A 17908-nucleotide genomic window follows, 5' to 3' on the forward strand; every position below is an offset into this window, starting at 1 on the left:
GGTATGCTTTCCTCGTCTGCCAAAGCTGATGATAATCAATCTGCCAACGGCAAGAATGGGTATGTGGCTCCACCTCCTGCTGTCTCGTTACCCAAGGGTGGAGGGGCAATTCAGGGCATCGGCGAAACGTTTGATATCAATCCAGTAACCGGAACAGGCTCTTTAAGTATTCCGATCGCAGTTTCACCGGGGCGAGCGGGCTTTGCTCCGCAGATTTCTCTCAGCTATGACTCTAGCTCAGGGAATGGGGCGTTTGGATTGGGTTGGAATTTAGGCGTTCCTTCGATCACCCGTAAGACTCAGAAGGGATTGCCCCAGTATGGAGATGCAAAAGATTCGGATATTTTTCTCCTTTCAGGAGCAGAAGATCTGGTTCCAGCTCTGCTACAGCAGGGAAGTGCCTGGGTGCGGGATACTCAACCTATCTTAGTGCCTGAGCAAGTGCTTGACTCAGACCTGCCGCCGAGCCGCATCGAGTCTGTACTTGCCAGCTATCCCCATTTGGGCACTTATACGGTTCAGCGCTATCAACCTCGAATTGAAGGTTTGTTTGCTCGAATTGAGCGATGGCAGCATCAGGAAACTGGAGACGTTCACTGGCGTTCTGTAACTAAAGACAATATCACTAGTGTTTACGGCAAGACTTTGGAGAATCGTGTTGTTGATCCGCTCAAACCCTTTAGAGTGTTTGAGTGGCTACTCTGCGAGAGCTATGACGATAAAGGTAATGTGATTATTTACCAGTACAAGCAGGAAAACCCTGACAATGTGAATCCTGCATTGATCCAAGAGAAGAATCGGCTGGCTAATGGGCATAGCTATACCAACAAGTATCTGAAGAAAATTTTCTACGGGAATCAGAACCCCTACCAGCGCAACAACTGGCTGTTTGGGGTGGTGTTTGACTATGGGGAGCACGGCACGAATGATCCACGGTTAGATGACAGCACGCTAGAGGAGTTGCCTCTAGAGGAGCGGTTGGCATCTGATAATCCAACACCGAATGAAGATCAAACTTGGCTCCATCGTCCAGATGCGTTTTCCACCTTCCGTTCTGGGTTTGAGATTCGTACCCAGCGGTTATGCCGTCGGGTGTTGATGTTCCATCAATTTGAGGAACTGGGAGCCAATTGGACGTTGGTGCGATCGACTGATTTCCGGTATGACAAAGATCCGGTTGCTACCTATCTGGTTTCAGCAACACAGATGGGATATGTTAGAGACGCACCAACAGAGCCGTATCGAAGGCGATCGCTCCCTCCTCTGCAACTCACCTACGATCGCCCCCAAATCAACGAAACCATCCAAACCATGGATGCAGAAAGCTTGAAGAATCTACCGATCGGGCTGGACGATGCTATTTATCAATGGCTGGATTTAGATGGAGAAGGGATTTCTGGCATTCTGACGGAGCAGGCGGAGGGCTGGTTTTATAAAGCGAATCTGGGGGAAGCGCAGTTTGCACCTGTTCAGTTAGTTGCAACAAAACCATCAGTCTCGAATTTGCAGGACAGCCAGCAGCGATTAATGGATCTGGCGGGCGATGGGCAGCAGGATCTGGTGTTGCTGAGTAAGGGACTGACCGGATTTTATGAGCGAGGACATCAGCAAAACTGGACTTCTTTTAAACCCTTCAAGTCCATTCCCAATCTGGATTGGAATGACCCCAATCTGCGGTGGATTGACCTGAATGGCGATGGTCATGCGGATATTCTAATTTCAGAGCATGAGGTGTTTGTCTGGTATCCCTCGAAAGCAGAGGAAGGATTTGGGGATTCGTCCATTGCCCGCAAGTTACGGGATGAGGAACAGGGGGCAGCACTGGTCTTTGCTGATGGCACTCAATCTATCTACCTGGCAGATATGGACGGGGATGGGTTGAATGATATTGTGCGAATTCGCAACAGCGAGGTTTGCTACTGGTCCAACATGGGCTACGGGCGGTTTGGTGCCAAGGTGACGATGGGCAAACCGCCTTACTTTGACCATCCAGAGTTATTTGAGCAACGACGGATTCGCCTGGCAGATATTGATGGGTCAGGCGCGACGGATATTATCTATTTGGGACGAGAAGCGGTCAGCCTCTGGTTTAATCAGGCAGGAAATAGCTGGGGTGAGCCGCATCGTCTGCGGAATTTCCCCAGGGTCGATAACCTGGCATCGGTGCAGACAGTGGATTTGTTGGGGAATGGTACGGCTTGTCTGGTCTGGTCATCACCGTTACCAGGGGCGTTCCATCAGAGGATGCAGTACATTGATCTGATGGGCGGACAGAAGCCCCATTTGCTGCGGATGATTCAAAATAACCTGGGCGCAGAGACGTGGTTACAGTATGCGGCATCGACGAAGTTTTATTTAGAGGACAAACAGGCGGGAACACCCTGGATTACGAAAATTCCGTTTCCGGTGCATGTGGTGGAACGGGTGGAGACGATCGACCACCTTTCCGGCAATCGCTTTGTCACCAGTTACCGCTATCGTCACGGCTATTTTGATGGAGAAGAACGGGAGTTTCGCGGCTTTGGCTACGTGGAGCAACTGGATACGGAATCCTTTGCGGCATTCCAGAGTGAAGGAGCAACGAATGCTACAGATGCCGCGTTCCATGTGCCGCCAGTGCGGACAAAGACGTGGTTCCATACAGGGTTTTACCGCGATCGCAATCACATCTCCCAACTCTTCACTGAGGAATATTATCGGGAGCCACGTCATCGCATTCCACCCAATGCCACCGAGGCAGAAAGAGCGGAGATTGAAGCCCGATTTCAGGCATCGCTATTGCCCGATACCCATTTGCCTACTGGCTTGACAGCTCAGGAGGAGCATGAAGCCTGTCGTGCCTTAAAGGGTAGTCTGTTGCGGCAGGAGGTATATGCCTTAGACGAGTCAAATCAAAGTGAGCATCCCTACAGCGTATCGGAGCAAGATTACCAGATTCGCAGGCTGCAACCGAAGCAGGATAGGCAGTATGCAGTGTTCTTTGTGCATCCGAGTGAGGCAATCAGCTATGCCTACGATCGCAATCCCGATGATCCACGGGTAGGACACCAACTAACGCTAGAAGTCGATGAATTCGGTACGGTCAAGAAGTCTGCGGCAGTTGCCTATCCCAGACGCTCAGACGCATTACCTGAACATCCTAGAGTCCGGGAAGCCCAGAGCCAAACCTACATCACCTACACGGAAGTCGATGTGATTCATCGCCCTGAGTCAGAGATGTTCTACCGAATTGGGGTGCCTGCTGAGACGCGAGTTTATGAAATCACGGTATCGACCGCTGAGGATGAACGGTTCTCGTTGGATGAGCTACGGGAAGCCATTCAAGCGGCGACAGAAATTAGCTATGAGGTGCAACCAGCTTCGGAAGTGGTGCAAAAGCGATTAGTGAAGCGCGATCGCATCCTCTATTACCGCAATGATTTATCGGGTGCATTGCCATTGGGTGCAGTTGAATCTTTGGCGCTGCCCTTTGAAGCCCATCGATTGGCGTTTACCCCTGGGCTGCTGGAGCGAGTTTATGGCGATCGTGTCAATGACACCATGCTTAGTGAAGAAGGACGTTACATTCAGCAGGATGGACTGTGGTGGATGCCGTCGGGTCACACGATCTTTGACCCAGATCATTTTTATCTGCCGATTCAAACTATTGACCCGTTTGGGCAAACCTACACCACAACCTACGACAACTATGATCTGCTGACGGTTCAGACGGAAGATCCGTTAAACAATGTTGTCACCGTTGACAATGACTATCGAGTGCTGCAACCCAGGCAACTGACTGACCCCAATGGCAATCGTGCCCAGGTGTTGTTTGATGCGCTGGGTATGGTGGTGGCAACCGCCGTGATGGGCAAGGCGGACGAGAATCAGGGAGATTTGTTGGATGGGACGGTCAGGGCAGATTTGCTGCCCCAGGAGATTGAAGCGTTTGCTGCCGATCCATTGGGTATGGCAGCATCGCTGCTGGGCAATGCGACAACCCGGATTATCTATGACCTGGAACGATTTAGAACGTCGAGCGAACCCGTATTTGGGGCAACGCTGGTGCGAGAAACCCATGTGAGCGATCCACTGCCACCGGATGGACTGAAAATTCAAGTAAGTTTTGGTTACTCAGATGGGTTTGGTCGAGCCATCCAAACAAAGATTCAGGCGGAACCCGGTTCTCTTGATTTAAGCGATCCAAATGCACCAGTTGTCGATCCTCATTGGGTTGGCACGGGTTGGACGATCTTCAACAATAAAGGCAAACCCGTTAAGCAATACGAACCATTTTTCAGTGCCACCCATGAGTTTGAGTTTGCCAAACAGGTAGGTGTCAGTCCTACGCTGTTCTACGACCCGATTCAGCGAGTGATGGCGACGCTGCACCCCAACCACACCTACGAGAAGGTGGTGTTTGACCCCTGGCAACAGACGACCTGGGATGTCAACGATACCGTGTTACTGAATCCAGCAGAAGACGAGGATGTGGGGAGTTTCTTCAATGGATTAGACGAAAGCGAGTATTTGCCAACGTGGCATGAGCAGCGCATTGGTGGAGGGCGTGGAGTAGAGGAACAACGGGCGGCTCAAAGAACAGAAGCCCATGCAGAAACCCGCAGTACGGTTCATCTCGATACGCTGGGTCGTCCGATTTTGACCGTAGCCCACAATCGGTTTGAGGAGAACGACACACTGGTAGACGAATTCCCCGAAACGCGAGTGGGGCTGGATATTGAAGGCAACTCGCTGTATGTGGAGGATGCACGGGGCAACCTGGTGATGGTGAATGCGATGGTGACTCGCGATGAGCAGGGGCAACCGCTGCGGGATAGCAATGGCAATCCCCTGCTTGAAGCTACTGCCTATAACCTCTTGAGTCATTCTCTCTATTCCCTCAGTTCGGATGCGGGGGAACGGTGGACGCTGAATAATGTGGCGGGTAATCCGATTCGGGGTTGGAATAGTCGAGGTTTTGAGACCCGGCTGCTGTATGACGAATTGCAGCGTCCAACTCACTTATTTGTGCGCGAGTCGCCCGACACCTCAGAAAGGCTGGTGGAACGAACGGTATATGGCGAGAAGGTCGCTAATGCAGTGGCTTTGAACCTGCGCGGCAAGCCCTTCATGAGTTTTGATAGTGCTGGCATTGTGATCAATGCTGGACAAAACCCAGCGACGAACACTGAAGAAGCCTATGACTTTAAGGGAAATTCTCTCCGTAGTCGTCGCCAAATTGCCCGTGAATACAAGCAACAGATGGATTGGGCAACCATTGAATCTCAGTTACCCGTTGAGCCAACGGATGTTTTGGATCGTGAGGCGATCGCTCAGGCGATCACCCCCCTCGTAGAAGAAAACTTCACCGTTAGCACTGTCTACGATGCTTTGAATCGACCGATTAGCGTGATTGCTCCAGATGGCAGTGAAGCACGACCGACCTATAACGAGGCAAATCTACTGGAGCAGATGTCGGTACGCTTGCGGGGTACAGGAGAATTTGTTCCGTTCGTAACCAATATTGATTACAACGAGAAGGGACAACGCACGTTAATTGAATATGACAACGGTGTGCGAACGGAATATTTTTATGAGCGAGAAACCTTCCGTTTAACGAATTTACGCACAACCCGCGTCGGGGAAAATGGCAATTCGTCCTTACAGAATTTGCATTACACCTACGATCCGGTGGGAAATATCACCTCGATTCGCGATGAGGCTCAGCAGACGATCTTCTTTAATGGGGAAGTCGTATCTCCCAGTAATGACTACATCTATGATGCCATCTATCAACTGCGGCAGGCTACCGGGCGAGAACATGTTGGACAGACGACCAACGATCCTCAAGAAAATCGCCCAGAGTTAAAGCCCCATTACGATTTCAACGATTCTACTCGGCGCAATCTGCCCCATCCCCATGATGGTCAGGCAATGCGAACCTATACCGAGCAGTATCGGTATGATGCGGTGGGCAATATCCTGGCGATGATTCACGCTGCCAATGGTGGAACCTGGACGCGCAACTATGAATATGCAGAGGAGAATAACCGACTGCTGCGAACCAGCCTACCGCAGGAGCAATGGGGCAACTATGGTTACGATGACCACGGCAACATGACTGAAATGCCCCACCTACCGTTGATGGAATGGGATTTCAAAGACCAGCTTCAGGCATCGTCGAAGCAGGTCCGCACTGATGGCGGTACGCCGGAAATTACTTACTATGTCTACGATGCAGGCGGACAGCGGGTACGGAAGGTAACGGAGCGGCAGGCCGACCCAGGGGTAGAACCGACCCGTATGAAAGAGCGGATTTATTTGGGTGGGTTTGAGATTTATCGGGAATACAGCGGCGATGGCAGTACGGTAACGCTGGAGCGGGAAACGCTGCATGTGATGGATGACCAGCAGCGGATTGCGGTAGTGGAAACCAAAGCTATTGATGTGGGAGACGGCATTAACCCACCTACGGACTTACTCACGCCCATCCGTCGCTATCAACTCAGTAATCATTTAGGCTCTGCTTCTCTGGAACTGGATGCGGGCGGAGCGGTGATTTCCTATGAGGAATATCATCCCTATGGCACAACGGCATATCAGGCTGGGCGCAGTATAGCTGAGGTGAGTTTGAAGCGGTATCGCTATACAGGTAAGGAGCGGGATGAAGAGACGGGGTTGTACTATCACGGGGCGAGGTATTATGCGCCGTGGTTAGGACGATGGACTGCGGTTGATCCCGCTAATATGATAGATGGAGTTAATCTTTACAGGTATACTCGGAACAATCCGGTAACTTTAATCGATCCCTCTGGAACCAATTCTGAGATAACTGTCCACAGCGATCCAGATCTTGCCTATCGTGCTGCGCTGGGACAGTATCAAAAAAGTTCAACCCAGGTTGATTTGGCAAATAGAGACTTCCAATCAAGCCGTGAGAATTACTCACCAGAAGTTCAGGCAGATATTGAAGACAATATTCGATATGCACAACAGCAACTCCGACAAGAATATCGGGATCTGCTGAGATTTCGGAACAATCTGCCTCAGTTACGTAAGGAATACAAGTTTGCTCAAGCACAAGCGGCACAAAAAGCAGAAGAGATAAATCAAATACGCCAAAAATTCCGCAATGCTGAAGGGTTTGTGAATAGATTTGCTTTATTTGTAGGGACATCATTATTGGGCGTATGGGCAGCAGCAGGTGTGGGTGGTGGAGCAGTTGTCAGTAGTGGCGTTAGTGGTGGTATAGGAGGCGGAACATATAGCGGAGGTGAAGAACTTATTCGACAGTCTGAAGCTGATGAAGATTTAGATCTATTGCGTGCTGCTGAAGAAGGAGGAGAAGGTGCTGTTTATGGTACTTTATTAGGCGGTATATTTGGGAAGCTCAGTCAAGTCGTTCCTCGAATTCCAGGATATTTACGTAGGATACCTAAAGAAGCAGGATTAACGGAAACAAATCAATTGCGTGGAATAGCTGCCGAGACAGGTCAAACATTAAAGTCAACTAGAAATGTTGCTACTGGCCGGGCAAATATAGAGGGTGTCAAGTCTTCAGCAAATGCAGTAAGTGGTCAAAAACAACCAAATCTCCCTAACAATGTAAACGCACCAAAGAGTAGAGCTTTACCGCCAGCGAACTCAAAAAGTCGGCCTGTTGACAGCGAACGTCTTATCCTTGAACACTTCGCCCGAATCATACCGAAATCTGTAGGTGGCTCTCGTGTTCGCGGCACAATCACAATTTTCTCTGAAAGAGTTCCTTGCTCGGCGTGTCAGGAAGCGGCGACGGCTTTTGAGGAATTATTTGAAGGGACAGTAAAGGTCTTTTTCTCAAACGGGGGAGTCAAATGATGGAACCGGGACTGTGCTCGTCGTCAAGATGTGCAATCGCCCGATCTCATAAGTTGGATTGACGCAACGAAACCTGACATTAACCAAGTACTAACAAAGCGTTAAAAGCATCAGAATTAAAAGGCGAAAAATGTAAATTCAGATGAAAAATACGGTCGGCACCTATCAAATATCAATTCCTACAGATGCTGATCGCGCAGCCTTGGAGGAACTAATGAAAACAGACGTGTTCTCAACAGTGGAAGTGGACAACTAGACTCGCGGTGGCATTGTGACCGCTCAGTATCTGTTGAAAAATGAATCCCCCGATTCTGAGCACGACTACGCCTGGATCGTTCATTGGGAAAAACAGGGAGGCTCCCCCTTTGGTTCTAGACATACTCCCCCCGATCCTGCCTCAAAACTGACCGCTTTTGGAGCCAAAACCTCATTCATCCGATACACCGTAGAAGCTGAGCAAACTCAGTGAATCTCTTAGCTAGAACTTAATTCCTTAACAGAAGGAGCCCCCACCATGCCTGCTCGAAAATTTGCCATTCAAGGTCGTGTTGTCGATCGCGAAACTGAAGATGGTATCCCTAATCTGACCATCACTGCCACTGCTATCAACGTCAGAACCATCGACGATGTCTTTGCTCGCGCCACCACTGATGAGCAGGGTAACTTCACCATGAAGTTTACCGACCTAGATTTGCAGGCATACGCAGGGCAGATCCCTTCTCCACTATTTTTCAACATCTATCAGGGCGACTTTCTACTGGAAGACACCCGCAGCACGCGCACCTGGTCACTCAGTGCCGATGGCGTCAATCCCATCACCCGACTGACCATTGAGATCGCCCGTACTCAGGAAACCTTTATTGTCCGCGGTCACATTGTCACCAGCGACGGCTCCCCGCCAACTCAACGCCTGACTGTACGGGCATCCAATCAAGGGATTGGCAGAACTACTGTCCTGGCTTCCGAACGTATTCAGACAGATGGCAGTTACGAAATTGAGTACTCTCGCAACCAGTTAGAACCAGGGCAAGAGCGGGCAAACCTGGTGGTAGAAGTGTTTGGCGTTTTAATCAGTCGTCCTCCGCGTCCGCTAGTTACGTCACCCCTCATTCTCAACGCCGATCCAGAAGAAACCATTAACCTGGCGCTCCCTGACCCCGATCAAGATTTTCGCGGACTCTCCCTCTACGCTGAACTCCGCTCTCAACTATCCCCCCATATTCCTGCGGATAGCCTTAATACCCTCACTGACCGCGATATTATCCTGCTGGCACAAAAAGCTCAGATGACTGAACAACAAGCCAGCTACCTGATACAGGCATTCCGCTTGTCTGAACACACCAGTCTTGATCCCGCTATCTGGTTTGCCCTTTTTAGTCAGGGATCTTCCCTTGACTTGGCAATCTTACTGGCAGAAGGAGAAACGATTCACCGAACTCAGTTATCAGACGCGATCGCGGCTAACATTATCGGTCAGTCTTATGAGCCGCAAATTGACGACATTATTGCCCGTTTGCAAGCATTAGCAATTGAAGAAACCTTAGCCGATCGCGAGGAACCCACGGATCAACCTTCCATCCGCGCCGTACTGAACCGCACTCGCCTCTCTTCCGAACAGAAACAGACCTTTCTACGCACCTGGACTGCTCAAAAATCGTCTCCTCAAGAATTCTGGACTACTCTGCGCCAGAGTAATGACTTTCAAAATGAGGAAGTCAGCGAAATTCAGCGAGTTACTCAATTGAACATTTTGAGTTTAGGGCATACCCGAATGGCTGATAGCCTCCTACAGAATGGAGTGCGTGATGCGAAGCAGGTTGCCACCCTGGAGGTTGATAATCTTTTGGACTTAATGACCAATGTAGATCCACCAGAAGAAGTGGAAGGGGTATCGATCGCCGAGCGTAAACGAAACTATGCCGGAAAAATGCTGGAGTTAGCCATCCAGTCCTTCCCCACAACGCGCCTTCTGCACAAGTGGACCACTGATCCTGAAGTCAATACAGAAGACATCGCTACCTTTAGCCGTAACAATGGAGAGTTTGAATTTAAGACAACCAATGTTCGCAAATATCTTAGAGATAATCCCCAAGCTCTAGAGGGAGTGCGCGATCGCGAAGCACTAACTGCTCAACTTGAAGGTATAAGTCGCCTCTTCAGCCTCATTCCCCAGGACGATAAGTTTAATGCATTGCGAACCCTCTGGCGGAGCGATGTACCCAATTCTGCCTTTGGCATTGTTCGTCTAGGCGAAAGTGCCTTTGTTCGTCAATTTGAAGGAGAACTGCAAGCAGAGCAAGCCAAGGAAATATATGCCTACGCCAAACACAAAGCGGCGGTCACAACTGCCACGCTGATGCGATATTCACAGGTGTTCAATCCGATTCAAATGTATGCCCTGAATTGGACTGGACCCAAGCAATTACCCGATGACATACCTGATTGGGGCACCCTGTTTGGCTCTCTCGATTTTTGTGAATGCCAGCACTGCCGTTCGATTCAAAGCCCTGCGGCTTACCTAGTTGATTTGCTGCAATTTTTAGATCAAGCCAATGCAGGTAATCGCTCTGGGCTAGATCAGCTACTGCGGCAACGCCCTGACCTGGCACACATTCAACTGGATTGCGCCAATACCAATACCGCTATGCCTTACATTGATCTGGTGAATGAGGTGCTGGAAAACGCAGTTGTTAACGGGCTGACTCTCTCCATCGCAGACACGCCGCAAACGACCCTAACCACAGAAGAGTTACGCGCCAATCCAGAGCATATTCGTCCAGAAGCCTACGACGGTGTTCTCGCTCTCCTGAGCGAGAACCCTACCTGGTCGCTGCCTTTTGATCTCTCCCATGAGGAACGCCAAATTTATCTCAATCACCTGGGTATTAGCGTTTCTCAACTCATGGATACCTTCCATCGTCCCGGCGAAGCACCCGAAGCCATCGATCGCGCAATGGCAGCATTGGGAATGACTCTGATCGAACGTCGAATCATCACCGGAGAAACAGGCGAACATGGACTGGGCACCAGTAATGCAATACTACCCATGCTGAAGCGATCGCAACTGGATTACGATACCCTCAACGATCTGCTCATCTCCCGATTCTTTAATCCCACCCATAAAGCGATCGAGTTCGAGGGGGATTCCTGCGCCCTGGAGGATGCCACATTAGATTTGACGACTGATGAACGCGATCGCCTGCATCGGTTTACCCGCTTATATCGACTCATTGGTTGGTCAATCACAGATCTCGATCAGGCAATTGTCGTGATTGGCGATCGCACTATTAATAATGCTTTCCTGATCCAACTGGCTTATCTGAAGCAGTTAAAAGAACGGTTTAAACTGCCGATTTCAGAATTACTGAGTTGGTGGGCAAACATTCCTACTCACTCCTCTGGTGATGAGAAGTCCTGGTACGAGCGGCTATTTCTCAATCCGGCTGTTAATGATTTGAAAGAACGAGACCCGCAAAATCCCAATAGAATTAATCAACTGTTTGCATTAAATACCAACAGGACTGAAATACGTAGACCCAATGAGCGGCAGTTTTTCCTGACTGAGGAAGAGCTAGAGCCAGAAATTACACCACTCATTTTGGCAGCCATTAACATCTCGGCTGATGAACTGCGGCTCCTGATTCAAGAAACATTACCTGACGACAACATCAATCTAGCAAATCTCTCCCATCTCTACCGTGTTGCATCCTTCTCACGAGCACTCAGGATTTCCATTCAGGATTATCTGGTTCTAGCACGCCTGACGGGGCAACAGGGGCTTACCCACTTCAACTTATCTGATGCCACATCTCAACCCGCTACACCTGAGATCACTTGGAATTTTATCCAACAATTTGACTCGTTGACTGCCTCCGGATTCAAAATTCAAGAGTTGGATTATTTGCTTGTCCATCGGTTCTTACCCACCTTTCCATTACCGTTTACAAATGAGGCGATCGCCATCACTCTGGCAGAACTACAAACCGAACTGAGAAAGATTAGGCTTTCTCAACCGTTAGCGAGTTTGCAACCGGCTGAACTGAAAGAACTATTAGCTGAGAAACTACCCCTAATCGTTGAAGATACTGAAACTGCGATCGCAATTATCGAGGGTACTTCTGACCCCGATTTTGACCTCACTGATGAAGCACAACAAACTTACCTGGAAGAAAACTTTTCTAGTTTCCTAGATATTCCATTAGCGATTCAAAATCTGGTTCAGGATGGTTTAACTGAGTCGAGTGCGCGTATTTTGTTTGTCCTTCAACCCCTATTGAATTTCCTTTCCCAAAATGTGGTGATTCAACAGTTAACCAGTGCAATCGGGCTGGAGACAGAGGTGTGTGAAGCATTACTGAAACGGCACCTATCCCATCCTCAAGATACAAATCAGCGGGCGATCGCTGTTTTTCTCGATGAAGCGTTCATCTACAGCAATCTCAATACGGCAGAAGCGATTGCTGCTGTGTTGAATGCAGCCCCCATGCCCGCAGATGTAGATCCAGTTGATGTACTTCGGCTCCAGAATACTCGCGCCATTTTTTACCGATTGGCAAAGCTATTTAGAATCTTCAAACAGTTGACTATTCCCACCTCAGAACTAGATTTCGTTTTCACCCTGGGGAATTCAATCGGTTGGTATGACTTAGCAAATATTCCAATTGCCTCTATCGAACAAGCTGAGTCCCCAAATCTAATAGCCTGGTTACGATTGAGTGATAGCTATCGGTTGAATCGACAGATTTTTACCGGAACGTTTTCAGTGGTTCAATTGCTCAATTTAATTCACAATGGCGCAATTGACCGGGAATCGATGTTGGCAATGCTGAGTGAGCAAACCGGATGGAATATTGTTGCCCTAAGATTTTTGACTGGCGATCGCGGCTATAACTTCAGTTTTCCCCAAGATTTTCAAGACGAGCGCTGGCTAGAGCGGTTGCAGCAAGCATTTCATTTAATTCAGAAATCAGGGGTCACCGCCTCTCAAATCTGGCGCTGGAATACACCGAATGCCAATTCCGATCTCGCCCAACAAATTCGCAATGCGGCTAAAGCCCGTTACGATGTTCAGCAGTGGTTAGAGATTGCGCCAGAGTTGAGCGATCGTCTGCGTATCAAACGTCGTAATGCGCTCCGCGATTATTTGATCGCTACTCACAGTGAATTCAGAGATGCCGATGATCTTTACGCTCATTTTCTGATCGATTCAGAAATGGCTCCCTGCTTCATGACCTCTCGTATTAGACAAGCCATTTCTTCAGTTCAACTCTTCGTTCACCGCGTTTTTCTGGGGTTGGAACCCAATGTTCATTTCGATCGCGATGAGGCGGAGCAATGGGCATGGCGCAAAAACTACCGTGTTTGGGAAGCTAACCGCAAAGTATTCTTGTATCCCGAAAACTACGCTGAACCAGAACTGCGGGACGACAAAACCCCCTTCTTTGAAGAACTACGCGAAGCCCTACTCCAGGAAGAAGTTACGGCTGATGCGGTTGAACGCGCTTATTTGACGTATCTCAGGCGCTTAGATGAAGTTGCCCGTTTAGAAATCAGTGGACTGTATGTAGAAGATGAAGTGGTTCACATCTTTGCCCGCACTAGAGGAGTGCCGCCCATTTATTACTACCGTCGCTGGGTCGATCAATCCTACTTTACTGCCTGGGAGAAGGTAGACATCACGATTGAAGGCAATCATTTACTTCCAGTTGTTTATAATCGTCGTCTCTGGTTGCTGTGGCCCACCTTTACAGAGAAAGCTGTAACTCCTTCATCATCGCAATTAGAATCGAGTCCTCCCAATTCTCCTGAAAAATATTGGGAAATCAAACTCTCCTGGAGTGAGTTGCGAAATGGCAAGTGGAGTACACCCAAAACATCTGAGGGATATATTTCCACAAACACACGCTCCATGAGTAAAGGATTTGAAAGGGGAGACCAGAAAAGATATTATTTCTGGGCTAAAGTTTCTTCGACGGGAAGATTGGAGATTTTCCCATTTTTCCATTATCCCATTGGGCGTGTTTATGAAGTTGTTAGATTACCAGGCATGATTCGTCGAATCCGAATCAACAATCCTTTCGATGTAAATCAGCCTAATCAATTTTTCCGCTTTGAGGGTTGTAACAGTAGCCCCGTGATTATCCGTGATACCTATTCAAGTCCTGAATCTGGAGTTCATATTAGGAAAGCTATTCCTTATCGGGTACCTAACTCTAGCTTCCGAAGCTATATGAAGTTTGAGCAAGCTACAAAAATGACAATGTTTTCGTATATTGAGGTAGATGCGGACGGCAAAATTATTAGTAAAAACAGCAAAATTGAAAAGATACTGTCTAAAGCTCCTTCCTCCTTTTACACTACTCCACCTCACCAACACCTCCATTTTCATTCACAATCCCCTTTCTTCTATGAGGATGCTGAACGAACATTCTTTGTAATTCCAGAAACTGTCTACAAATCTAACTCTGGCTCCCGAGATTCTAGAACCTATCGATCGTTAGAGAACTCTCAGTTGGATCTGGGAGCACTAGCAGGAATTCGTGCTGAACAATTCATTGTTAACAGAAGTGTAGATGTTGTTCCTGAGCGCACTACTCGTCTTGCTACCCCTCGGAGAAGCGATCGCATCTTCACTGCAACCGATCAAAATACTGTCATCAATCGAACCAATCGTATTGCTACAGAACTAGATGAGGAAACCGATCAATTAGCTAGCGAAATGTCTACCCTTGCTATCATCCCATCTGCTTTGACGGGAGTAACACCTACAAATGAAAGACGTGACGTTGATATAGTTACCAATGGAACTCCGTTAAAGATATATAATTTTCGTACCTTCTATCACCCATATACCTGTCTATTCATCGAACAGGTTAACCGTTTTGGAATTGAAGGATTGCTAAAACCTAACCCCAAGGGTAAAGGACTAGTAGAATTGCACCGCCAACTTACGCCTAACTCACCATTTAAGTTTTCTGCAATCTACGGTCCTCAGTCTCCCTTACCTCTCAACTCCCCCATAGAAAATATTGATTTCACTTACAAGGGCGCTTATAGCCAATATAACTGGGAACTGTTCTTTCATATTCCCATGCTGATTGCGAACCAGCTTTCTCAGAATCAACGTTTTGCAGAAGCCCAACGCTGGTATCACTACATTTTTGACCCCACAGAAACCGATGATGAGGGATTAGATACAGATGAACGGCAACGTCGTTTCTGGAAACTCAAGCCGTTTTATCAATTCAGTGGTGCAGCTACGATTCAGGAGATCGTTCGCCTGATTAATCAAGGCGATCCAGAATACGAAGAACAGATTGAACAGTGGGAGGAAAACCCATTCAATCCCCATCTAATTGCCCGTCTAAGAACGGTTGCCTACATGCAGTTGGTTGTTATGAAATACCTGGATAACCTGATTGCCTGGGGTGACAATCTGTTCAAGCAAGACACGATCGAGTCCATCAACGAAGCAACTCAACTCTACATTTTGGCAGCCCAACTTCTGGGACGTAAACCAGAACAGGTGAAAGCACGAAATGTGGAGGCTCGTAGCTTTGCAGAATTGCGATCGCTTCTGGACGAACTCAGTAATGCTCAGGTTTCTGATGCGAATCAAAGACTCAGTCCCTTAATTGCACTAGAGAACCAGATGAAAGTTGCACTGAAACCCAAAGCTGTGTTTCAAGCAGAACTCTTAAAGTCCAGGATTGGAAATAATGTCACGCTTGAAACTAGCGAAAAAGAATTGGTTGCACTTCAACCCGCCAATGCGATTGTGGCTCTTGCCAATACAATGACGTTCGTAAGTCGAACTCCTACCCCTGATCGACCAACGCCTACCCTCTACTTTTGTATTCTCCCTAACGATAAACTGTTGGGCTACTGGGATACAGTGGGCGATCGCCTATTCAAAATTCGTAACTGCATGAATATTGAAGGAGTGACGCGATCGCTAGCGTTATTTGAACCGCCCATTGACCCAGCTTTGTTAGTTAAAGCTGTGGCTGCCGGAATTGACTTGAGTAGTGCTTTGAGCGATCTGAACGCTCCTTTACCTCACTATCGCTTCAGTTATATGCTGCCAAGGGCATTAGAGCTTTGCAACGAAGTCAAATCATTGGGAAATAGCCTACTATCAGCGATTGAGAAACGAGATGCAGAAGAACTCTCTCTAATTCGAGCCGGGCATGAGGTGGAGGTACTTCAATCAATTCAGCAAATGAAGCAAAAAGCGATTGAAGAGGCAAATGAGTCAGTTATCAGTTTAGAAAAATCAAGAGATTTAGCTGATATACGACATCAGTATTACAGTAGTCGTGAGTACACTAATCAGCAAGAACAAACTTACACTAGCGAATTGGAATTAGCTCGTGGTTTGCAGGAAGGTGCAGAACTGCTCAACATTGCTTCGTCAATTGCCTATCTATTTCCCGACCTAAAGTTTGGAGTTCAAGGGATTAGTAGCCCAGAATTAACTTTCCAGTTTGGGGGAACATTTATTGGAAATATGTATCGTGCAGAGAGTGCAGTTCTTAGTTACCTTGCCTCAAAACACTCCCATGCTGCGACAATGGCTTCTATCGAAGCAGGCTATCAGCGTCGCGCTGAAGATTGGGAGCATCAAGCTGCCCTAGCTCTAAAAGAGATAGAACAAGTTGGTCAACAAATTCTAGCAGCAAGGGTGCGGATTGAAATCGCTGAAAAGGATTTGGAAAGTCATATTGTTCAGATTCAGAACTCTCAGGAAGTCTTTCAATTTATGAAAGACAAATACACTACTCAACAGCTCTATAGTTGGATGATTACCCAGATTTCAACCCTATATTTCCAGAGCTACCAGATGGCGTATGACTTAGCAAAACGGGCAGAACAGTGTTTCCGCTATGAGCTAGAGATTGAGAACAGTAATTTCATTCAATTTGGCTATTGGGATAGCTTAAAGAAGGGTTTATTGTCAGGCGATCGCCTTTATAAAGACCTCAAACGAATGGAGATTGCTTATCTGGAGCAAAACCGCCGCAACTATGAAATGACCAAACACATTTCTCTAGCATTGCTTAATCCCTTCGCACTCCTGCAACTTCGAGAAACTGGTGTTTGTGAAGTAAACATTCCCGAAACACTATTTGATCTGGATGGACCTGGACACTATTTACGCCGAATTCAATCAGTGAGTTTAACTATTCCCTGTGTTACTGGTCCCTACGTTAGCGTTAATTGCACCCTAACGCTTCTTAAGAACTCAATTCGAACCAGCAGCATAGTCTCAGGCAATGCTTCCCTGGAACGAGCCAACAACTATCCTCGACAAGAAGAAGACCTGCGCTTCAGGGATAATATCGGAGCAATCCAATCCATTGTTACAAGTAATGCTCAAAATGATAGCGGACTCTTTGAAGTCAATTTTCGTGATGAGCGATACCTCCCCTTTGAAGGTGCAGGAGCTATCAGTAGATGGCGATTTGAATTGCCTTGGCGTTTGGTTAATGGGCGACCTCAAGGATTTCAGCAATTCGACTACCAAACCATATCAGATGTCATTCTTCATATTCGCTATACAGCTAGAGAGGGTGGATCTGTTCTTAGGGAGGCAGCTACTAGGACAGTTCAAAATATGATTGAAACTACTGCGACAGAAATTCCTCTGATGCGTATGTTCAGCGCCAAGCATGAGTTCCCCGGCGAGTGGTATCAGTTCTTGCATCCAGCAGCAGAGAGATCACCCCATATGCTAGAACTAACTCTAAACAAGGAACGATTTCCTTTCCTGTTCCAAAGGAAAACAATTACCATCAATTCAATCGAACTTCACCTGAAACTTAAAGAGGGAATTGAAAGCAGACCTGACAACGTGACCCTTGCCCCGCCTGATAGTCAACCCGTAGATGTGAACAACTTCACCCCTACCCCGCCCGATCGCCCCTTACCCTGGGCACCTGTTAATTTATCCAGCGAAGTCAATGACTCCAGCATTTGGACACTAACAGCAAGTGAGGTCAACCCTGACGAACTCGAAGATATCTTTGTTGTTTGTCAATATTCCGTATCCAACTAACTCACCATTCGTATT

At 47.8% G+C, this 17908-nt stretch carries 2 protein-coding genes; both read left to right on the forward strand.

Annotated features, from left to right (window positions below):
• The first annotated feature begins 3 nt into the window (after positions 1-3).
• Positions 4-7836 carry a SpvB/TcaC N-terminal domain-containing protein gene (locus ACN4EK_RS19860; protein ID WP_431659931.1) on the forward strand — a complete coding sequence of 2611 codons (7833 nt, stop codon included), beginning with the start codon at positions 4-6 and terminating at the stop codon, positions 7834-7836.
• Positions 7837-8350: 514 nt separating this feature from the next.
• Positions 8351-17893 (forward strand): Tc toxin subunit A-related protein, encoded by a 9543-nt coding sequence (locus ACN4EK_RS19865; RefSeq protein WP_431659932.1) that lies wholly within the window; start codon positions 8351-8353, stop codon positions 17891-17893.
• Positions 17894-17908: the final 15 nt, after the last annotated feature.

Source organism: Pantanalinema rosaneae CENA516 (genome assembly GCF_050753385.1).
Lineage (GTDB): Bacteria > Cyanobacteriota > Cyanobacteriia > Leptolyngbyales > Leptolyngbyaceae > Pantanalinema > Pantanalinema rosaneae.

Bases quoted from the DNA above. Each gene is read 5' to 3' on its own strand.
- ACN4EK_RS19860 (WP_431659931.1), top strand. From the start codon at position 4: ATGCTTTCCTCGTCTGCCAAAGCTGATGATAATCAATCTGCCAACGGC.
- ACN4EK_RS19865 (WP_431659932.1), top strand. From the start codon at position 8,351: ATGCCTGCTCGAAAATTTGCCATTCAAGGTCGTGTTGTCGATCGCGAA.